This window comes from Winogradskyella thalassocola, assembly GCF_900099995.1.
Lineage (GTDB): Bacteria > Bacteroidota > Bacteroidia > Flavobacteriales > Flavobacteriaceae > Winogradskyella > Winogradskyella thalassocola.
Map to the genome: position 1 here is coordinate 102,820 of NZ_FNCZ01000001.1, position 19,415 is coordinate 122,234.

The following is a 19,415-nucleotide window of genomic DNA, read 5'->3' on the forward strand; positions in this document are numbered from 1 at the left end:
AAATTTGAACAGAACCTATCTAATGAAATATAAAAGAATATTACTAAAATTATCTGGAGAAGCCTTAATGGGAAATCGTCAATACGGTATCGATCCTGAGCGACTTTCAGAATATGCTCTAGATATTAAAGAAATAACAGAATTAGGTGTAGAAGTCGCTATCGTTATAGGTGGTGGAAACATTTTTAGAGGTGTTGCAGGTGCTATGCAAGGTATGGATCGTGTTCAAGGTGACCATATGGGTATGCTAGCCACTGTGATAAATGGCTTAGCCTTACAAAACGCACTAGAAGATAAAGGTATCAAAACACGTTTACAGACGGCTATTAAAATTAATGAAGTTGCTGAACCGTTTATAAGACGAAAAGCAATGAGTCATCTTAATAAAGGTCGTGTTGTAATTTTTGGTGGTGGAACAGGAAATCCGTATTTCACAACAGATTCTGCAGCCGTATTACGTGCTATAGAAATAGAAGCCGATGTGATCTTAAAAGGGACTCGTGTTGATGGTATTTATTCTGCGGATCCAGAAAAAGATAGTACAGCAGTTAAGTTTGATCATATTTCTTTTAAAGATGTTCTACTAAAAGGTTTAAAAGTTATGGATACAACGGCATTCACTCTAAGTCAAGAAAATGAGTTGCCAATTATTGTTTTTGATATGAATAAAAAAGGAAACTTATTAAAAGTAGTTTCTGGAGAAAGTATAGGAACAGAAGTCAATGTTTAACTTTGGCTTAAACTTTGATAACTCTCAATTAAAAAGTTAACACAATGAACGAAGACATTCAATTTATAATAGACTCCACAAAAGAGGCCATGGATGCTGCTCTTAAGCATTTAGCTAAGCAATTTACAAACATTAGAGCCGGTAAAGCTAGCCCTGCGATGTTAGGTAGCGTAATGGTCGATTATTATGGCTCACAAACACCGTTGAGTCAAGTAGCAAATGTAAATACACCAGACGGAAGAACAATAACAGTTCAACCATGGGAAAAAAATATGCTTCAAGAAATTGAACGTGGAATTATGATTGCTAATCTTGGCTTTAATCCCATGAATAACGGTGATACCATCATTATAAATGTACCACCATTAACTGAAGAGAGACGACGCGATTTAGCAAAACAAGCTAAAGCAGAAGCTGAAGATGCCAAAATCGGAGTTAGAAGCGCCCGAAAAGATGCTAATCATGACATTAAAGATTCTGACGTATCTGAAGATTTACAAAAAAATGCAGAAGCAGATATCCAAAAACTTACCGATTCTTATGTTAAGAAAATAGACGAAATTCTAGAGCTTAAGGAAAAAGAAATAATGACCGTGTAATTTTAACACGCATAACATATAACATCCCAACACATTTGGGATGTTTTTTTTAATATCACAATTAAACATTTTAAATGCGAAAGCACCTGTTTGTCGTTTTACTTATAACGCTTGCATCTTACAGTTATGCACAGCAAGCACGTGTAACTAAAAAAGACTCTACAAAAACAGCTCAAGATTCCATTAAGAAAACAGAATTCTTAAAAAACATTGGAAACGGATTTCTGCCTTTTAATTACTTTAATATCGATTTAAAGTATCTCATTAAATTCAATCAATACGAGGGTATACGAAGTGGATTAGGTGGTATTACAAATGATCGGTTTTCAGAACGCTACCGTATCGATGGCTATTTGGTTTATGGTTTTAAAGATAAGGCGCTTAAATATAAAATTGGTGGAGGCTTTAGAATTAATGAAACTTCAAATACGTGGATTAATCTTGCTTATATCGATGATTTACAAGAAACCGGAAGTTCAAAATTTTTAACCGACAAACGTTTTTTTACTTTTTTTGAGCCACGATTATTAAATATTGATTTGTTTCACCGGCACATTACAAAATCCATTTCACTACAGCATAAATTTTCTAACCACTTACTTTCGGAAACTCAATTCGCAATATCAAAAATAGACCCAACATATTATTATAACTTTTTAATAGATAACAAAACCTACTCTAGTTATGATTTAAGTACGTCCAAAATCGGTTTGCAATGGAGTCCATTTAGCACGTTTGCTAAAACAAATGGTAAGTTAGAAGAAACCAAAGATGGCTTTCCAAAATTTACGCTTCAATACACACAAGCGTTCAAATCTATTTTAGGTAGTGATTTTAATTTTTCCAAGCTCGATTTTAGAACCATACAGCAATTCCAACATAAAAATAACGCTATAACCAAACTAACACTGGTTGCAGGCATTGCGGGAGGAGACACACCAATAACGCATCTATATCATGCCTACCCTAATAATATTCGGAAAGAAACCATACTACAGCGTTTCTCTGTGGCAGGTTTAAATAGTTTCGAAACGATGTATTTTAATGAATTTTTTAGCGATAAATTTTCAACATTACAATTGAAACACACGCTAAAACCCTTTAAAATTACGGATCGTTTTAAACCACAACTGGTATTAATATCGCGTTATGCTATTGGAGATATGAATAATACTAGCAGACATCAAGGCATTCAATTTAGCACACTTAACAAGCTCTATTCAGAATCTGGTTTTGAAATCAACAAATTACTCTTTGGTTTTGGACTTAGTTTTGCCTATAGATATGGGGGGTATCACCTACCCAATTTTGAAGATAACATCGCCTTTAAGTTTACCTTCAATATTTCACTATAAGGCAAATTATAATACTGTTAATTAACCTACAAATCCTTAGGTTTTTTCTACCTTTACCGCTCATTTTTGTCACTCAACGATATTAAAGATATTGAGGAGACTGTTTCAAAAATAATTATATTTTTCAACTAATACCTTATGAGCTTACTCTGAGGACGTTACTAAGACATGTTTAAACTTTTTACCACAGGTTTTTGGGAAGCTATTGCGAGACTTATTCTACGTAATAAAATTTTTATGCTTATTGCCATTATTTTGGCGACGGTGTTTTTCAGCTTTCAATGGAAACACATGCGTTTTTCATCTACTGAAGCTAATTTATTACCAGATGACCATGAAGTTAACCTTATTTATAACGAGTTTTTAGAAATTTTTGGAGAAGAAGGAAATTTAGTTGTATTAGGTGTAAAAGATTCTACATTATTCTCAGTAAAACAGTTGAATGCATGGAATGCACTTGCCGATTCCTTTAAAGGCTATGATGAAGTTGAAGCTGTTTTATCCATCAAAGACCTTCAAAAATTAGTTAAAAATACTGAAAAAGTTCAGTTTGAATTAGAGCCTTTTATAAAGGATTCTATATCTAGTATTGAAGAGGTCAATAAACTTCAAAAAGAGCTTTTTGAGCAATATCCTTTTTACGATAATTTCTTATTTAACCCAGAGACTAAAACCGTTAGAACGGCGCTCTACTTAAAGAAAGATATTATTAATACACCTGCCCGGAAAGCATTTATTATAAATAATCTTCAGGAAAAAGTTGATACGTTCGAAGCCCAAACAGGTTTAGACGTTAGAGTTTCTGGAATGCCGTATATCCGAACTTTAAATTCTCAAAGTATAATAGATGAAATTCCGATTTTTATTGGAGGAGCGCTATTTGTAACGTCATTAATTTTCTTCTTATTCTTTAGATCGTTTACAGCCACTTTTATTTCACTTATCGTTGTATGTATTGGTGTGATGTGGACCTTTGGTATTTTGGGATTACTTGGGTATGAAATCACAGTTCTCACCGCTTTAATTCCACCGTTAATCATTGTAATCGGAATTCCGAATTGTATTTTCTTAATCAATAAATTTCAACACGAAGTAAAATCTCATGGTAACAAAGTAAGGTCGCTACAACGTGTCATTACCAAAGTGGGGAATGCCACTTTAATGACTAATGTTACAACGGCTTCTGGTTTTGCCACATTTATGCTTACCGAAAGTACATTACTTAAAGAGTTTGGTATTGTAGCATCATTGAGTATTCTGGCAATTTTCACATTGTGCTTACTCATTATTCCTATAATGTATACGTTTTTACCTTACCCTAAAGAACGTCATCTCGAACATTTAAATAAACGTTGGATTGGTGCTTTTGTAAATTGGATGGAATCCATGGTAAAGAACAAAAAAATTACGATATATATTACAACATTGATCTTAATTGTTGCCAGTATTATTGGAATTCATCAAATTAAAATTTCGGGAAGTCTTATAGAGGATATGCCTCAAAACACAGAGTTTTTTAAAGATATTCGGTTTTTCGAATCTGAATTTAATGGTATTATGCCATTAGAAATTATGATTGATACCAAACGTAAAAAAGGAGTTATGAAATTAGCGACTTTAAAACGTATGGATGAACTTGAAGACCTAATTCAAGACATACCAGAATTATCGCGACCAATTTCAGTAGTAAGCTTAGTAAAATACAGCAAGCAAGCCTATTACAACGGTAATCCTAAATATTATCAATTACCAACAAGTCAAGAAAATAGTTTCATCTTATCGTATGCTAAAAATTCATCAACGAATGTTAACATGCTTAATAATTTCGTAGATAGCACAGGGCAATATGCACGTATTACTACGTTTATGAAGGATATTGGTACAGATAAAATGGAGCGTATTCAAGAAGACCTTCAAGTTAAAATTAACAAGCTATTTCCTAAAGAACGTTATAATGTTATTATTACAGGTAAAGCTTTGGTCTTTCAAAAAGGAACTAAATATCTAGTTAAAAACTTAGCAATTTCACTGACACTTGCCATAGTCCTCATTGCTTTATTTATGGCTTATTTGTTCCGTTCTTTTAGAATGATTATTGTTTCACTTATACCAAACTTATTGCCGCTTGTAATAACAGCAGGTATCATGGGGTATTTGGGTGTACCTATAAAACCTTCAACTATCTTGGTGTTTAGTATTGCCTTTGGTATTTCTGTAGATGATACCATTCACTTTTTGGCAAAATACAGGCAAGAATTACAAGCCAACAATTGGAAAATTAGGAAGTCTGTATATGCAGCATTAAGAGAAACCGGTGTTAGTATGATCTATACCTCTATTGTATTATTCTTTGGATTTTCGGTATTTACAATATCTAGTTTTGGTGGTACTGTAGCTTTAGGAGCTTTAGTATCTATAACCTTATTATTTGCTATGCTTTCTAACTTACTGTTATTACCTTCGCTATTATTATCTTTAGAGCGAAATATTGCCAATAAAGAGGTCTTAAGAAAACCTTCTATTAATATTATTGCTTCTGAGGATAGTGATGAAGACGATAAAGAGAATAAAGATTAACACATATTTTAGCATTCAAAAATTATTTATAAAATGACTTCAAAAACTGTAGCACAATTATTATCACAAGATGTCACCTTACAAGATGTTTCTATTAAAGGTTGGGTAAGAACGTTTAGAGCTAATCGATTTATTGCCTTAAATGATGGTTCTACCATTAATAATATTCAATGTGTTGTTGATTTTGAGAATTTTGACGAAGCTCTTTTAAAGCGCGTCACTACAGGGGCAGCAATACACGTAACCGGAGAGTTGGTAGAAAGCCAGGGCAAAGGACAATCGGTTGAAATTGTTGTAAAAAGTTTAGAAATTTTAGGTGATTCTGATCCTGAAACTTACCCTATTCAACCTAAAAAACATTCCTTTGAATTCTTAAGAGAAAATGCACATTTGCGTACTAGAACAAACACGTTTAGTGCTGTGATGCGTTTAAGATCATCGTTATCATTTGCTGTTCATAAATATTTTAACGAGAATGGTTTCAATTACATGCATACACCTATTATAACCGGAAGTGATGCAGAAGGAGCAGGTGAAATGTTTAAAGTTTCAAATTTAGATCCTAAAAACCCACCTTTAAATGACGATGGTTCTATAAATTATAAAGAAGATTTCTTTGGTAAGGAAACTAATTTAACGGTATCTGGTCAACTTGAAGCTGAAACTTACGCGATGTCTTTAGGTAAAGTTTACACTTTCGGACCAACATTTAGAGCAGAAAACTCTAATACTACGCGTCACTTAGCTGAATTCTGGATGATTGAACCAGAAGTTGCTTTTATGGATTTAGCAGGAAACATGGATTTAGCTGAAGATTTTATGAAATCTGTTTTAAGCTATGTACTTGAAAATAACAAAGAGGATTTAGAATTCTTAGACAAGCGTTTACTTGATGAAGAAAAGGTAAAACCACAAGCGGACCGCAGTGACATGAGCCTAATTGAAAAAATTAAGTTTGTTGTAGATAATAACTTTAAACGCGTAAGCTATACCGAAGCTATTGATATTCTAAGAAACTCCAAGCCGAACAAAAAGAAGAAATTCAACTATATCATTGAAGAATGGGGAGCAGATTTACAATCTGAACACGAACGTTTCTTAGTAGAAAAGCACTTTAAATGTCCTGTAATTTTATTTGATTACCCAGCCAACATTAAAGCATTCTACATGCGTTTAAATGAGCCTGACAGTGAAGGAAGAGAAACCGTAAGAGCTATGGATATTTTATTTCCAGGTATTGGTGAAATGGTTGGAGGATCGCAACGTGAAGAACGTTTAGATGTCTTAAAAGAAAAGATGAAAGCTTTAGATATTTCTGAAGAAGAATTATGGTGGTATTTAGATTTACGTAAATACGGAACAGCTGTTCACTCTGGCTTTGGATTAGGTTTTGAGCGTTTAGTTATGTTCGCTACAGGTATGGGAAATATAAGAGATGTCATTCCTTATCCTAGAACACCACAAAATGCAGAGTTTTAATCACTATATTTAAACCTGTCAGGTTTTAAAAACCTGATAGGTTTTTTTATTATTTTTATAATCAACTAAAATTTTATGTCTTTAAAGCAGTTTTTATCATTTAAGCTCTCACAAAAGCTTTCTCCACAGCAGATTCAGCTTATGAAGTTGATTCAATTGCCGACTCAGGCTTTTGAGCAACGTTTAAAGCAAGAGTTAGAAGAAAACCCAGCTTTAGACACGGGAAAAGAATCGGACGAGTCTGACGACAACTTTGATGAATTCGATAATTCTGAAGAGACTTACGATGACAATGAAACTATTGAAGCTGATGATATTAATATTGATGAATATCTAAGTGACGACGAAATCCCAGAATACAGAACACAAGCCAACAACTATAGCGCAGATGATGAAGATAAATCTGTTCCCTATGCTGCTGGAACGTCTTTTACACAACATTTAATAAATCAATTAAATACTTTTCGTTTATCAGACCAAGAAGAAGAAATAGCGTATTTCTTAGTTGGTAGTGTTGACGAAAGTGGTTACATACGTCGATCACTCGCTGATATTACAGACGATTTAGCGTTTACACAAAATGTGTATACGACTGAAGAAGAAGTTGAAAAGGTCCTCAACATCGTGCATCAATTAGATCCTGCCGGTGTTGGAGCTCGTAATCTTCAAGAATGTTTAAGTATTCAATTACATAGAAAAGAACAACATCCAGATGTCGAACTAGCAACAACTATTATAGATAAAGGCTTTGAGCAATTCACCAAAAAGCACTATAAGAAGTTAATGCAAAAATTTAATATTGACGAAGAGCAACTTAAAGATGCTATAGAAGAAGTTGAAAGACTTAATCCTAAACCCGGTGGTTCTTATGCTGGTAATAACAAAATCGTAGAGCACATTGTACCAGATTTTGCGATAAAGATTGTGGATGGGGAATTAGAGTTGACGTTAAACGGTAGAAATGCACCAGAGTTACATGTCTCCCGAGAATACAACAACATGCTTAAGGGTTATAAAGAGACTAAAGAAAAGTCGAAATCTCAAAAGGATGCGATTATGTTTATAAAGCAAAAGCTAGATGCTGCAAAATGGTTTATAGAAGCCGTAAGACAACGCCAGCAAACTTTATTTGTAACTATGAGTTCTATAATGCATTACCAAAAAGAATACTTCTTAACTGGTGATGAGCGTAATTTACGTCCTATGATTTTAAAGGATATTGCTGACGAAATTGAAATGGATGTTTCTACCATTTCTAGAGTTGCAAACAGTAAATATGTAGATACTCCTTACGGCACAAAATTAATTAAAGAATTCTTCTCAGAATCGATGACTAACGATCAAGGTGAAGAGGTTTCAACTAGAGAAATCAAAAAAATCCTTGAGACCGTTATAGAGGAAGAAAGTAAAAAGAAACCTCTAACCGATGAAGCGCTTTCTAAAATATTGAAAGAAAAAGGCTATCCAATCGCAAGACGTACAGTTGCGAAGTATAGAGAGCAATTAGATATTCCTGTAGCACGATTAAGAAAGGAACTTTAAACGTTTATTGCGTACAACTTTCACAATAACTTTTGCGCAAATAATCGTTTGCCAATAGCTGAAATGTTACTCCTCCATTTTCAACAGCATTAAATATTTTACAATATCTGTTACTGTTAAGGTTTATAGCGTTTAACATAATTGCTCTATAAGCATCAGTCTTAGTGAGCTCATTATCGGTTAGTGTTAAGTTTAAGTAGTAAAACAGTAAGTCTTCATCCACATCTATAGAACGCACTTTTTTAGTTAATAATTCAGCCGCTTTATCCGTATTTGCATAATACACTAAATACTGCGCTAAACTAAAATAGTCAAAATCTGAAAGTGAGACTTTCTTATATGCATTAGTAATGTAATTTACCGACTTATCTTTGTTTTTGTAATCGCGCTCGCGCATATACTTTTCACTTTTAATGATGTGATAATTGATCATCATCCTATCGATAAGCTGCTGGTCAATACCAAAACTCTTTAGAGCGTAAATTTCTGATTTAAACTTATCGTCATTTACAGGTTCAATATTGTGACGCCAAATTAAAAATTTTAAGGCTACTAAATTATAACGCACTTTAGGATTCTTAGCTTCTAATTTTTTTAGAGTTTCTAGTTCATTCCTTACGATAATAAGTTGCTTTTGGTCTAATTGGTATTTAATGGCACTATTGTTATTTAAAAAATTAATGAATTTCAACTGTGCAGGAATTTCCATATTTTTTAAAATATCTGGTGATACTTCCTTATTCTTTAGCTTTTCAAAAATTGAATTCTGTATTTGGGCAGCTTCATCTAATTTACCATCCTTTATAGACGAATTAAAGAGACTTACCAATTCTGTAGAAGATTTTGCTTTATAGATATCTTTACGCTCTAATTCTAACGTAATAACCGCTTTTCTATGATTTTTTAAATAATGCTCCATGTCTTGAGAAAATGAACCAACAAGTTTAGATTTTAATTCATCTTTACTTAACAACTTAAGATTCTCGTGTTGTGTACCTTCAATATCATTTAAAAATTCAACCCAATTTTCTGAAGACGAAATAGTTGTTCTAATATTTGGTTTTTGATACGATTGAATGGCCTTGGCAATACTATTAGCTCTTTCCTGTTGCAATTCTATATTGCGTTCTAAACTTCCCTCAATAGATGAATACGCTTTTATATTTATACTCTTTATATTAAAGTTTGTTAAGTTTAATGAATCGTAAACTGGTTTTATATCCGCTGATGAATATTGCGTCTTATTCTTCTCAAATGGTATTTTAAAGCGAAGCGTTTTATAGGTTATCTGAAATGATTCATCTCCAGTATCTGAAACTCTTTCATTTTTAAAACTTATAGAATCTAAATACATGCCCATATCTAATAAGTCCCATTTGTAGGCTTTAATATCATAGATGATTTGATAGCGACACAGCGTTTTATTACCTAAGAAAAGCATATTGTATTCTAGTTCTTTATTTTTTAGGTTATCTGGTAATTTACCTACTAATACACGATAGGAATTTTCACCAATAGATTTTAAGCCGCTTTTAAGTCGGGATGCATACACAGGTCTTAATAATTCACCTCTAATCTGATCCGTTTTTATATTTTCTATTGTACAATCATAAATATCATTAGAAACGACATCAATAGCGATACCATCATCATTACTTGTAAATAAACTATTAAACCACGTTTTATCGTTAGTGTGAAAATACAAGTTACCATTGTCATTTTTTATGGTGAAATTTACTTCTTTTGGTTTTTGCTGAAATGCTGAAAAACAACTTCTGCAAGATTGATTTCTTTCGGATTCTGACTTAGGAAAAATGATTCCGTAATTACCTTGAGCCAAAGCATAATTGATACTTAGTAAAATGAATAAACTTAAAATGAGGTATTTTTTAATCATTAGATGCCTTTTTCATAAAAATATAATATATAATGCTACTATTAAATTATAGCATGATTTTTTTGCGGATAAAACTTTACATTTGTTACTAGACATGAAAGAATTTATTTTAAAAGGTATATCGTTTGTTTTTCACCCCTTAATTATGCCATTATTGGGTATACTTTTTTATTTTTCTAAAACACCACGTTATATTCCTGAACCTGTAAGAAATGCAAAAATTTTTTCGATTGTTATCCTTACGATCATATTACCTATTCTTCTATTCTTTCTGCTAAAAACAATTAATAAGGTCAATTCTATCTACTTAAAGAGTACTAGAGAACGCTTAATACCACTTTTTATAAATTGTATAATAATTGTATTGATTTTAATCCGCGTCCTGACGCCTGAAGAAATTATAGAATTATATTTCTTCTTTTTAGGTATTCTATTTTCTACCCTAACATGTTTTATACTGGCTGTTTTTAAAGTAAAGGCAAGTATTCATATGATCGCTGCTTCTGGATTTTTTATGTTTGCTGTGGCATTAAGTATGCACTATCATATAAATATTAATGGCACCATTGCCCTAATGATGGTAATTCTTGGAGCGATTGCGACCTCGCGTTTACATCTAAAAGCACATACGTCTCAAGAATTAGTTATAGGTGTTTTTACAGGATTGGTACCGCAGTTTATCCTACTTAATTATTGGTTATAGAATGTAAAACATCAATCCTATTTTTAAGGATTTCATATCTATACTTGCTCCATCAAACGTTGCAGAGTTGTCAAAAATAGAATTTAGACCATAATACACATGAAAATTCCATGTACTATAACCAGCACTCAAGGTTAGACCATATTGAAGTTTATTAAAGCTGTCTATATTAGAAAGTTTTTCATTAGTCACTTCACTTTTAAATTTCGAAGAATTATAAAACACATAGCCCATTTTAAATCCGGTATAAATACGCCAAAAATTATAATCTTGTTGATTTGATGTTCTCCATCTTATCTCTAAAGGAACCTCAACAAGATAGGTGGTAAACTTGTTCTTTGAGACATTATATTCACCTTCATCGATTTTAGTGAAGTAAATAGTATTGTCAATATCTTCAATCAATACATTCTTTTGATTGTATGAATTTGTAGAAATACCCATACCTAAACCAATAGCCACATTACGTTTTTGGTTAATTGGCATATCTCTAATAAAGCCAAAATGAAAACCAGAAGAAAAACCAGTTTGAGAAATACCTTTTGGCTTTTCATTAAGTAAGTTATAGGTTACAGAGGCGTAGAATTGATCTTCTCTATATTTCTCATCAAGTTCAGATGTATCCGAATTATAGCTTTGAGAAAACCCTAAAAAACCAACTAATGTTACTAAAAGTAAAAGGTAACTTTTCATGTATTAATCCTTAATTTATTTAAATGTTAGATGCTGTTTATTAGTATCAATGCATTTGAATCTAATAGACTTAACATACTCGTTTAATATTGATAAAGCTACAAAATCTTTAATATCTATTAAACAAAAAAACGTCCCGATTGCTCAGGACGTTTTTTTTATAAAATTAAGATTTTATTATAACTTTTCAGTTTTTGTATTAGCGATATACATTACTTTTAATGCATTAGCCTTACGCAGTTCTTGCTTAATATCCGATACTAAACCAGCATTGGTATTCTTATCGATCTTAAGACCTACAACCACTTTACTTTGAAGTTCTTCATTCATTTCACTTATACCTTGATATACTGAAGACTGAACATCTTCAACTGTAATAAAAGCATCATTAAACTGAATTCTTGGTTCAACACCAAATTGCTTATACTGACTACTAGGTTTACCTGCATAGATAAAAATAGTTCTATCTTTTTTAAGTTTTTCTACTTGATCTGCACTTGGCAATTGGTTTTCAATCATTAAAGAACTATCTCGCATAACAGTTGCAACCATAAAAAAGAAAAGCAACATAAATACAATATCTGGAAGGGATGCCGTTGAAATTGCCGGCAATTCACCTTTTTCTTTATTTCTAAACTTAGACATAATTGTTACGTTTTATTTTTTATCTGGTTCTGCTTCGGACAATTTCATCGGGAATAATTTCTTAATGGTCTCTATACGCTCATTAAGCACTTCATCCTTACTAAATTGATTCTTCTCTTTCTCTTCAAGCATTGCAGTAAACACTTTTTCTGCATCTGGATAATACTTTTTATAAAGTCTAGATGCTTCACGCTCTCTTAAGAAATTATAAGCCGCCACCAACTCATTTTGTACATCCATGTACTTCTCATAAGTGGTTTCTCTATCGTGTTTCATTGAGATAATTGCTTTATCAGGATGATCAGAGGACTCCTCTAAACGTTTTCCTTTACAATAATCACAAGATTCACCTGCTTGGTTTGTTCCACCACCATTATCTAAGAAATCTATTGTAGCCTGTCTTAACTGACTAATTGGAATCTCCTCTTCTTCTACTAAGAGTTGATTGTTACGGTTAATATTAACCGTAAATAGATTCTTTTGTCTAATAATTGGTGGTTCAACTTCGGTATCATCAATAGGCGGCAAACTTCTTAATAATCCTTTATCTTTCTCAATAGTTGTTGTTACTAAGAAAAATATCAGTAATAAGAAAGCAATGTCAGCCATTGATCCTGCATTAACTTCGGGTGCTGCTCTTTTTGCCATGTTATATTATTTACTGATTACTTTTTTAACTCCTGAAAAAATCATAGTTATTGCAGCAACAGCTAATAATATATAAAACGCTACTAAACCAGCTCCTACCATTGTTGATTGTCCTTCTGTTGCAAAGCCATCTTGTAATTTATACTGCATAGCATCTCCACCAGATAGCACATAAGAAATTATCAATACTGCTGCAAAAGCACCTACACCTATCAGTGTATTTTTTAGTCCTGCTGTATTTGTGAATAGATTCTTTAATACAAAAACCACCACAAATAATAAAACGAGTCCTAATATAATATAAGCTGTAATAGCCATCGGATCTACAATAGCAGTATCTCCTGCTAAAGCTGCTGCTTTTATTTCATCATCGCCTTTAGCAATTATCCTTCCAAGAAAGATAATGCCAAGTACGCTTATAATAGCAGCTACTATTTTTAATATTTTGTGCATAATTGTTTTTTATTTTTTGTGTCTTACTAATAAATCCATCAATGTGATTGATGCATCTTCCATATCATTTACAATGCTATCAATTTTAGCAATGATATAATTATAAAAGATTTGAAGTATAATCGCTACTATAAGTCCAAATACCGTTGTTAAAAGTGCTACTTTAATACCACCCGCAACTAAAGAAGGTTGCATATCACCAGCAGCTTCAATCTTATCAAAGGCTTGAATCATACCAATTACCGTACCCATGAAACCAAGCATTGGTGCCAAAGCGATAAACAATGAAATCCAAGACACATTCTTTTCTAATTGTCCCATTTGTACACCACCATAAGCTACAACAGCTTTTTCAGCAGCATCGATATCTTCGTCGGCTCTGTCTAAACCTTGATAGAATATAGAGGCAACTGGTCCTTTTGTATTTCTACAAACTTCCTTTGCAGCTTCGATACCACCAGAATTTAGTGCATCTTCTACATTTTGGGTTAATTTTTTAGTGTTTGTAGTCGAAAGGTTTAAAAAGATAATTCTCTCAATAGCAATCGCTAATCCAAGAATTAAACATAGTAGTACAATACCCATAAAGCCTGGACCACCTTCGATAAAACGCTTTTTTAATTCTTGATGGAAACTCAAATCTTCGGAAGCTGCTTCTTCTGCTTGAGTTACACTTGTTACAGTTGCTGTTGCACTTGCAAATGCTGTTGTTGCATTAGCATTAACAGTTCCGATAGCCATTAAACATGTTATGGCAAGGATAGAAAATAATCTTTTCATTGTTCTGAATCTTAATTTTATTAGTTAAAGTGTTAAAGGTAAAAAAAAATATGCAATAATCACGTAAAAATATCAGCAGAGAGGAAGGGATTCGAACCCTCGATACCCTTTTGAGGTATACACACTTTCCAGGCGTGCGCCTTCGACCACTCGGCCACCTCTCTCTAAATTTATTTCAAATTACATAGTGCCAAATAACGAAAAAAACTTCAAACACTAAAATTTATAGTGTTATTTTCTGTTATTTTTAGGACATTTCGCCTCTTAAGGACGTTTCGAAAATAGTTTTGAATTCTTTTCCTTCAATTTTCTCTCCCAAAAGGTACATTAATTTGGCAATTGCTGCTTCTATAGTAATATCTTTTCCGGAAATAACACCAATAGATTTTAACTGTGAACTCGTTTCATATTGCCCCATATTTACACTACCTCCGGCGCATTGGGTAACATTAATTATATGAAGTCCATTGTTAATTGCTTCGCTTAATAATTTTATAAACCAAGCTTCGCTTGTTGCATTACCAGAACCGTAAGTTTCTATGATAAGTCCTTTAATTAATTTACTTGTAAGTATGGCTTCACAAATTGGTCTAGAAATACCCGGAAATAACTTTAGGACTCCAATATTAGTGTCCATAGCTGTACGTAAAATCAATTTTGTATTTGGGGTTGGCTTCCATAAATGTTCTGAATTAACTTTTAAGTGGACTCCAGATTCGGCCAAATGCGGATAATTTAATGACTCAAAAGCTTCAAAATGTTCTGCATTTAATTTTGTAGTTCTATTGCCTCTGTATAATTTATATTCAAAATACAAGCCTACTTCTCTAATGACAGGTATACCTTCAATATTTAAAGATGCCATCTGTATCGATGTAATTAGATTTTCCTTAGCATCTGTTCGTAAATCTCCAATAGGCAATTGTGAACCGGTAAAGATTACTGGTTTTGCTAAGTTTTCTAACATAAAGCTAAGTGCAGATGCCGAATAACTCATGGTATCACTACCATGCAAAACCACAAAACCATCATATTTTAGATAATTTTCACCTATAATCGTCGCTATATCTCCCCAATATTTAGGATTCATGTTGGATGAATCTATAGGTTCTTCAAAAGAAATGGTATCAATGGTACAATCCAATAATCGTAATTCTGGAATCTTAACAAGCAGACTTTTAAAATCAAATGCCTTTAGCGCACCAGTTTCAACATCTTTAATCATACCAATGGTGCCGCCGGTATATATTAATAGAATATGTGGTTGTTTTGTCATTTAAATTCCGAATATAGCTTTTGAATTTTCTGTAGTAATACTAGCAATTTCTTCGTGACTTTTACCATAAAGTTCTGCCAATTTTTCTAAGACTTTATATATATGAGCACTTTCATTTCGTTTTCCTCGGAATGGTTTTGGAGCCAAATAGGGAGAATCGGTTTCTAAAACTATGTGTTTGAGATCTATTTGATTTATAAATTGATCTATTTTACCATTCTTAAAGGTAACGACTCCTCCTATTCCTAATTTCATATTATAAGAAATGGCTTTTTGTGCTTGTTGTAAATCCCCAGTAAAACAATGAAAAATTCCGTATAAATCATCGGACTTCTCTTGTTCTAAAACTTCAAAAATTTCATCAAAAGCTTCTCTACAATGAATGACTATTGGCAGCTTATATTGTTTTGCAAGATTTATTTGATGTCTGAAGGCTTCAATTTGAATCCCTAAAGTAGATTGATCCCAATACAAATCAATTCCGATTTCCCCAATCGCACAAAATTTTCGTTGAGCTAATAAGTCGTCAACAATACGCAACTCTTCTTTATAATTTTCTTTTACAGAAGTGGGGTGTAAACCCATCATTAAAAAGACATGCTCAGGGAAATCTTTTTCGAGTTGAAGCATAGATTCTGTATAGGTAGAATCTATTGCCGGAATGAAAAACCGTGTTACATTAGCATCTATGGCGCGCTGTATCATTTCCGCTCTGTCTTCATCAAAAGCATCGCTGTACAAATGGGTATGGGTATCTGTAATAATCATTTTGCAAAAGTAAAAAAGTCATCTTGGATTTGATGACTTTCGTTTTAGTATTTATTTTAAAGGGCTATAGCACTATATCGCAAGCATTTAAAGTTTAGTCTAATTTCTGCAATAATTCTTGAGCCATTTTGTAATCTTCTGCATCCTGAGGTATCGTTTTAAGAACTTTAATACACTCTGAATCCTTGTCCTGTTTTAAGTAATTTAAGGCTAAAATCCATTTTGCTTTATTTTGATACGCTGAATTTCCATTAGTTATTTTTCTTAATAAAATTTCAGCTTCTTCAAATTGACTGGTTTCAACCAAAGCCATAGATTTATATAGTTGAATTTCTAAATTCGTAAAATCATTCTCTAAAATGTTATTAAAACTCTTGATAGCTTCATTATAATTCTTTGCATTAAAGCTTTCTTCTGCTTTACTAAAATCAGCATCATTAGAACTTCTAACCGTTAAACTAATAGGGTCAAAATTATTATATTCATCATACTTAGGACCTCCAAACTGATTAAAAAGAAAGAAACCTAATAAAACAACCACAGAGGCTGCTATCGCATATTTATAAAATTTAGATTTTTCTGAAGTTCTATTTGTATTGTCCATATCATCAATTGTATTAAAATGTTTATTCGAAATCACATCTAAATTAGCTTTAAAATCTGATGTTTCCTGTTCATTCCCAATTTCATGCTCTAAATGAGCAGACATATCTTTATAAATTTCAAAGGCCTTATTAAATTTAGGATCTAATTCTAATCGCTTATTAAATGTTATTAAGTCTTCATCAGATAAGTCTCCGACGAGATAAGCTTCAAACTGTATATAATCTTGTTCTTCCATAATTTTAATATTTCAAGCTGTTAAATTTTGGTGAGGCTTGCACTAATTTCGTCAATTGCCCTATGCATAATGATTTTTTCTTTCGTGCATAAGCATAGCTGATGTTAAGACTTTTAGCAACGTCTTCCATTGATTTTATACTAAAAGTCGCTTTTAACAAATCTTTACAAGCATCTCCTAATTGTTGATACATCTCATTAAAGAGGGCTTGTTTATTTTCAAAAATTGACGTCTCAAAAGATAACACTTGTGCATCATCATCCTTAGATAACACTTCTTCATTAATTGTTACCTCTTTTCCTTTACTTTTCTTCAATTGATTTAGCCACTTTCGTTTACATAACAAGAAAAAATAAGCATCAAACGGACATGTTAATTGCAACTTCTTCTGTTTGGCTTGGTTATATATTGTTATAATCGTTTCTTGAATAACATCCTGAGCATCATATGCATCTCCACTATTCTGCTTTATATAATTTATCACTTTGGGCGCAAACTTATCATAGATGGCCTGAATAATAAAGGTATTGTTTTCGGCTAATCCATCAATATATTTTTGGTCTTCGTGTAATTTTTTATCGCTCATGAACCCTTTATTTTCAACGAATTTAAAGAATATTTACAAATTGAGGGTAACAATTTTAAATGTGTTTTTATATAAGGGTGTAACAGTGAAACAAAACTGAACAAACAAATCAAAATAATTAATTCAAAAACCCTCGATTATGAAACGTACAATTTTAATTTTCGCAACAGTAGTATTAGGATTCACAACTTTAAATGCTTCAACAGAACACACGATCGTAACTAATGAAACCTCATTAGAAATTACAACAGACAATATCATAGAAGTTTATGATTGGAAAGTCATCACTAAAAGTGGTAAAAGTGAAGGCACCTCATTAAACCTTGAAACTGCGAAACGCATGATTACCTTATTCAGCGCTGGAGAAATCATCTTAGAAAAGCAGATTAAAAACTTTAAGGTTTTAAGATCTGAAGCAACTGAGATCTCACAGCGACTTTTTTTCTGGAAGGTGAAAAGTAATTACGGTAAATCTGAAGGTTTTGCATCATCCAAATCATCAGCCGAAAGAATGATTAGGTTAGCTTCAAAAGGTGATATAATAACATATAAAGTTATCGCAAGTAGCAAATATTAAAAGAAAATTAAAAAAACAGGGTAACAATAGTATTACCCTGTTTATATAACTACAAATAATAATAAATTCAACGATTATGAAAACAAGTAAAAACATTTACATCAGAACAAGTACAAAACGTATTTTAACTAAAAATTTATTCAGCCTTTTTGCCCTATTATTAACGACCTCACTACTTACAACCAGCTGCAACCCTACCGACGATGCAAATGACGGATTACAAAATGAAGAGCCTCCTACAGCTCAAGAATTTAAAAACAATAGAGACATCGCACTTAATAACCATACTCAACTATTTAATTTTAATACAGGCGATGGTTACATTTCATTAACCTCAGAAAACGGTGTTCAAATTAATTTAAACGCAAATTGTCTTACCGACAATGGCAACCCAGTTTCTGGAGACATAACTTTAGAATATGTTGAAATTTTTGAAAAAGGCAGTATGTTAACGACCAATAAACCCACTATGGGAAAATTACCAAATGGTGATAAAGCCTTAATAATTACAGGAGGAGAATTCTTTATAGAAGCCACTCAAAACGGTACTATTTTAGATACAAACTGTGGCTTACAATTAATGATCCCAACAAGCTTAACAGGAGGCGCTGATCCAGATATGAGCCTTTGGACTGGCGAAATAGATGCAGATGGCAACTTAGTTTGGGATGAAATTGAGGATAACACCAATGGAGATGGAGGTCTATTTTTAGAAGGTGAAAATTATTATGGAATTTTAGACGGATTCGGTTGGACCAATGTAGATAAATTCTATAACGATCCACGTCCTAAAACAACATTACAAGTAGAAGCTCCAGGAGGTTACGACAATCAAAACAGTGCTATTTACTTGTCTTATGATGGCGAATTACCAGCCTTAGCACAACTAGACACTTATGATGATACTTTAAATATTTTCAGTGAGCATTATGGACAAATACCTATTGGTTTAGATTGTCATGTTATTTTTATTTCTGAAGCTGATGGAGAATGGAGATACGCTATTAAGCCAGTAACTATTGTTGCTAACGAAATTATTACGTTTTATTTAGGGGAGACTACAGTAGGAACAGAGGCTTCATTAACAGCTTTGATAAATGATTTACCATAAATCATTGTGGCCTACTTAGTTAATAAAAGTCAGAAATTAATTTTTCTGACTTTTTGTGCTATCTATAAATGGGCTTAACTTTTAATCCTTAAATTTAATCACAATAAATCTAATGTTGTAAAATGAGCATGCTCAAACCATTATCTCTAAGAATG

19 protein-coding genes and 1 tRNA gene are annotated in these 19,415 nt (G+C 32.4%); 9 read left to right on the forward strand and 11 right to left on the reverse strand.

Features of this window, described 5'->3' with window-relative positions:
- Window positions 1–22 precede the first annotated feature (22 nt).
- From pyrH to rpoN, 6 genes are all read left to right on the forward strand, one after another.
- Window positions 23–730, forward strand: a complete 708-nt coding sequence (pyrH, locus tag BLT80_RS00395; RefSeq protein WP_092465619.1) for a UMP kinase — start codon at window positions 23–25, stop codon at window positions 728–730.
- Between the two features lie 44 nt (window positions 731–774).
- Entirely contained in the window at window positions 775–1,329 is a 555-nt protein-coding gene (frr, locus tag BLT80_RS00400; protein WP_092465620.1) for a ribosome recycling factor, read from the forward strand.
- Window positions 1,330–1,403: 74 nt separating this feature from the next.
- Window positions 1,404–2,684, forward strand: coding sequence for a DUF5686 family protein (locus BLT80_RS00405; RefSeq protein ID WP_092465621.1), 1,281 nt, complete (start codon window positions 1,404–1,406; stop codon window positions 2,682–2,684).
- 168 nt (window positions 2,685–2,852) lie between these two features.
- Window positions 2,853–5,261, forward strand: a complete 2,409-nt coding sequence (locus tag BLT80_RS00410) for an efflux RND transporter permease subunit (protein WP_092465622.1) — start codon at window positions 2,853–2,855, stop codon at window positions 5,259–5,261.
- 33 nt (window positions 5,262–5,294) lie between these two features.
- The gene (gene asnS / locus BLT80_RS00415; RefSeq protein ID WP_092465623.1) at window positions 5,295–6,740 is read left to right on the forward strand and encodes an asparagine--tRNA ligase; all 1,446 of its coding nucleotides are present in this window, start codon (window positions 5,295–5,297) and stop codon (window positions 6,738–6,740) included.
- A gap of 75 nt (window positions 6,741–6,815) precedes the next feature.
- On the forward strand, window positions 6,816–8,282 hold the full coding sequence (gene rpoN, locus BLT80_RS00420) for an RNA polymerase factor sigma-54 (protein WP_092465624.1): 1,467 nt from the start codon (window positions 6,816–6,818) through the stop codon (window positions 8,280–8,282).
- Between the two features lie 4 nt (window positions 8,283–8,286).
- Here the strand turns inward: rpoN and BLT80_RS00425 are convergent, their stop codons facing one another.
- Complete coding sequence (locus BLT80_RS00425; protein WP_092465625.1) at window positions 8,287–10,179, reverse strand: hypothetical protein; 1,893 nt, start codon at window positions 10,177–10,179, stop codon at window positions 8,287–8,289.
- A gap of 94 nt (window positions 10,180–10,273) precedes the next feature.
- Here BLT80_RS00425 and BLT80_RS00430 point away from each other — a divergent pair, with 94 nt between their 5' ends.
- Window positions 10,274–10,882 carry a hypothetical protein gene (locus BLT80_RS00430; protein WP_092465626.1) on the forward strand — a complete coding sequence of 203 codons (609 nt, stop codon included), beginning with the start codon at window positions 10,274–10,276 and terminating at the stop codon, window positions 10,880–10,882.
- Here the strand turns inward: BLT80_RS00430 and BLT80_RS00435 are convergent.
- The 10 genes from BLT80_RS00435 to BLT80_RS00480 all read right to left on the reverse strand — a co-directional run bounded on the left by BLT80_RS00435 (window position 10,877) and on the right by BLT80_RS00480 (window position 17,572).
- Complete coding sequence (locus BLT80_RS00435) at window positions 10,877–11,575, reverse strand: porin family protein (RefSeq protein WP_092465627.1); 699 nt, start codon at window positions 11,573–11,575, stop codon at window positions 10,877–10,879. The two genes, BLT80_RS00430 and BLT80_RS00435, sit on opposite strands and share 6 nt — an antisense overlap.
- Window positions 11,576–11,752: 177 nt before the next feature.
- Window positions 11,753–12,220 (reverse strand): ExbD/TolR family protein, encoded by a 468-nt coding sequence (locus BLT80_RS00440; RefSeq protein WP_092465628.1) that lies wholly within the window; start codon window positions 12,218–12,220, stop codon window positions 11,753–11,755.
- Window positions 12,221–12,232: 12 nt separating this feature from the next.
- Window positions 12,233–12,868 (reverse strand): ExbD/TolR family protein, encoded by a 636-nt coding sequence (locus BLT80_RS00445; RefSeq protein WP_092465629.1) that lies wholly within the window; start codon window positions 12,866–12,868, stop codon window positions 12,233–12,235.
- Between the two features lie 6 nt (window positions 12,869–12,874).
- Complete coding sequence (locus BLT80_RS00450) at window positions 12,875–13,321, reverse strand: hypothetical protein (protein WP_092465630.1); 447 nt, start codon at window positions 13,319–13,321, stop codon at window positions 12,875–12,877.
- A gap of 9 nt (window positions 13,322–13,330) precedes the next feature.
- Complete coding sequence (locus BLT80_RS00455) at window positions 13,331–14,101, reverse strand: MotA/TolQ/ExbB proton channel family protein (RefSeq protein ID WP_092465631.1); 771 nt, start codon at window positions 14,099–14,101, stop codon at window positions 13,331–13,333.
- A gap of 76 nt (window positions 14,102–14,177) precedes the next feature.
- Window positions 14,178–14,265, reverse strand: a tRNA-Ser gene (locus tag BLT80_RS00460).
- An 83-nt stretch (window positions 14,266–14,348) separates the two neighbouring features.
- Window positions 14,349–15,377, reverse strand: coding sequence for an asparaginase (locus BLT80_RS00465; protein WP_092465632.1), 1,029 nt, complete (start codon window positions 15,375–15,377; stop codon window positions 14,349–14,351).
- The gene (locus BLT80_RS00470; RefSeq protein WP_092465633.1) at window positions 15,378–16,145 is read right to left on the reverse strand and encodes a TatD family hydrolase; all 768 of its coding nucleotides are present in this window, start codon (window positions 16,143–16,145) and stop codon (window positions 15,378–15,380) included.
- Window positions 16,146–16,239: 94 nt separating this feature from the next.
- The gene (locus BLT80_RS00475) at window positions 16,240–16,986 is read right to left on the reverse strand and encodes a tetratricopeptide repeat protein (RefSeq protein WP_092465634.1); all 747 of its coding nucleotides are present in this window, start codon (window positions 16,984–16,986) and stop codon (window positions 16,240–16,242) included.
- A gap of 4 nt (window positions 16,987–16,990) precedes the next feature.
- The gene (locus BLT80_RS00480) at window positions 16,991–17,572 is read right to left on the reverse strand and encodes an RNA polymerase sigma factor (protein WP_092465635.1); all 582 of its coding nucleotides are present in this window, start codon (window positions 17,570–17,572) and stop codon (window positions 16,991–16,993) included.
- Window positions 17,573–17,711: 139 nt separating this feature from the next.
- On the opposite strand from BLT80_RS00480, the gene BLT80_RS00485 reads away from it, so the two are divergent.
- Together BLT80_RS00485 and BLT80_RS00490 are read left to right on the forward strand one after the other, a co-directional pair.
- Window positions 17,712–18,149: a hypothetical protein gene (locus BLT80_RS00485; protein ID WP_092465636.1), complete on the forward strand. Its 438-nt coding sequence runs from the start codon at window positions 17,712–17,714 to the stop codon at window positions 18,147–18,149.
- A 76-nt stretch (window positions 18,150–18,225) separates the two neighbouring features.
- Window positions 18,226–19,260 (forward strand): hypothetical protein, encoded by a 1,035-nt coding sequence (locus BLT80_RS00490; protein ID WP_092465637.1) that lies wholly within the window; start codon window positions 18,226–18,228, stop codon window positions 19,258–19,260.
- The last annotated feature ends 155 nt before the right edge of the window (window positions 19,261–19,415 follow it).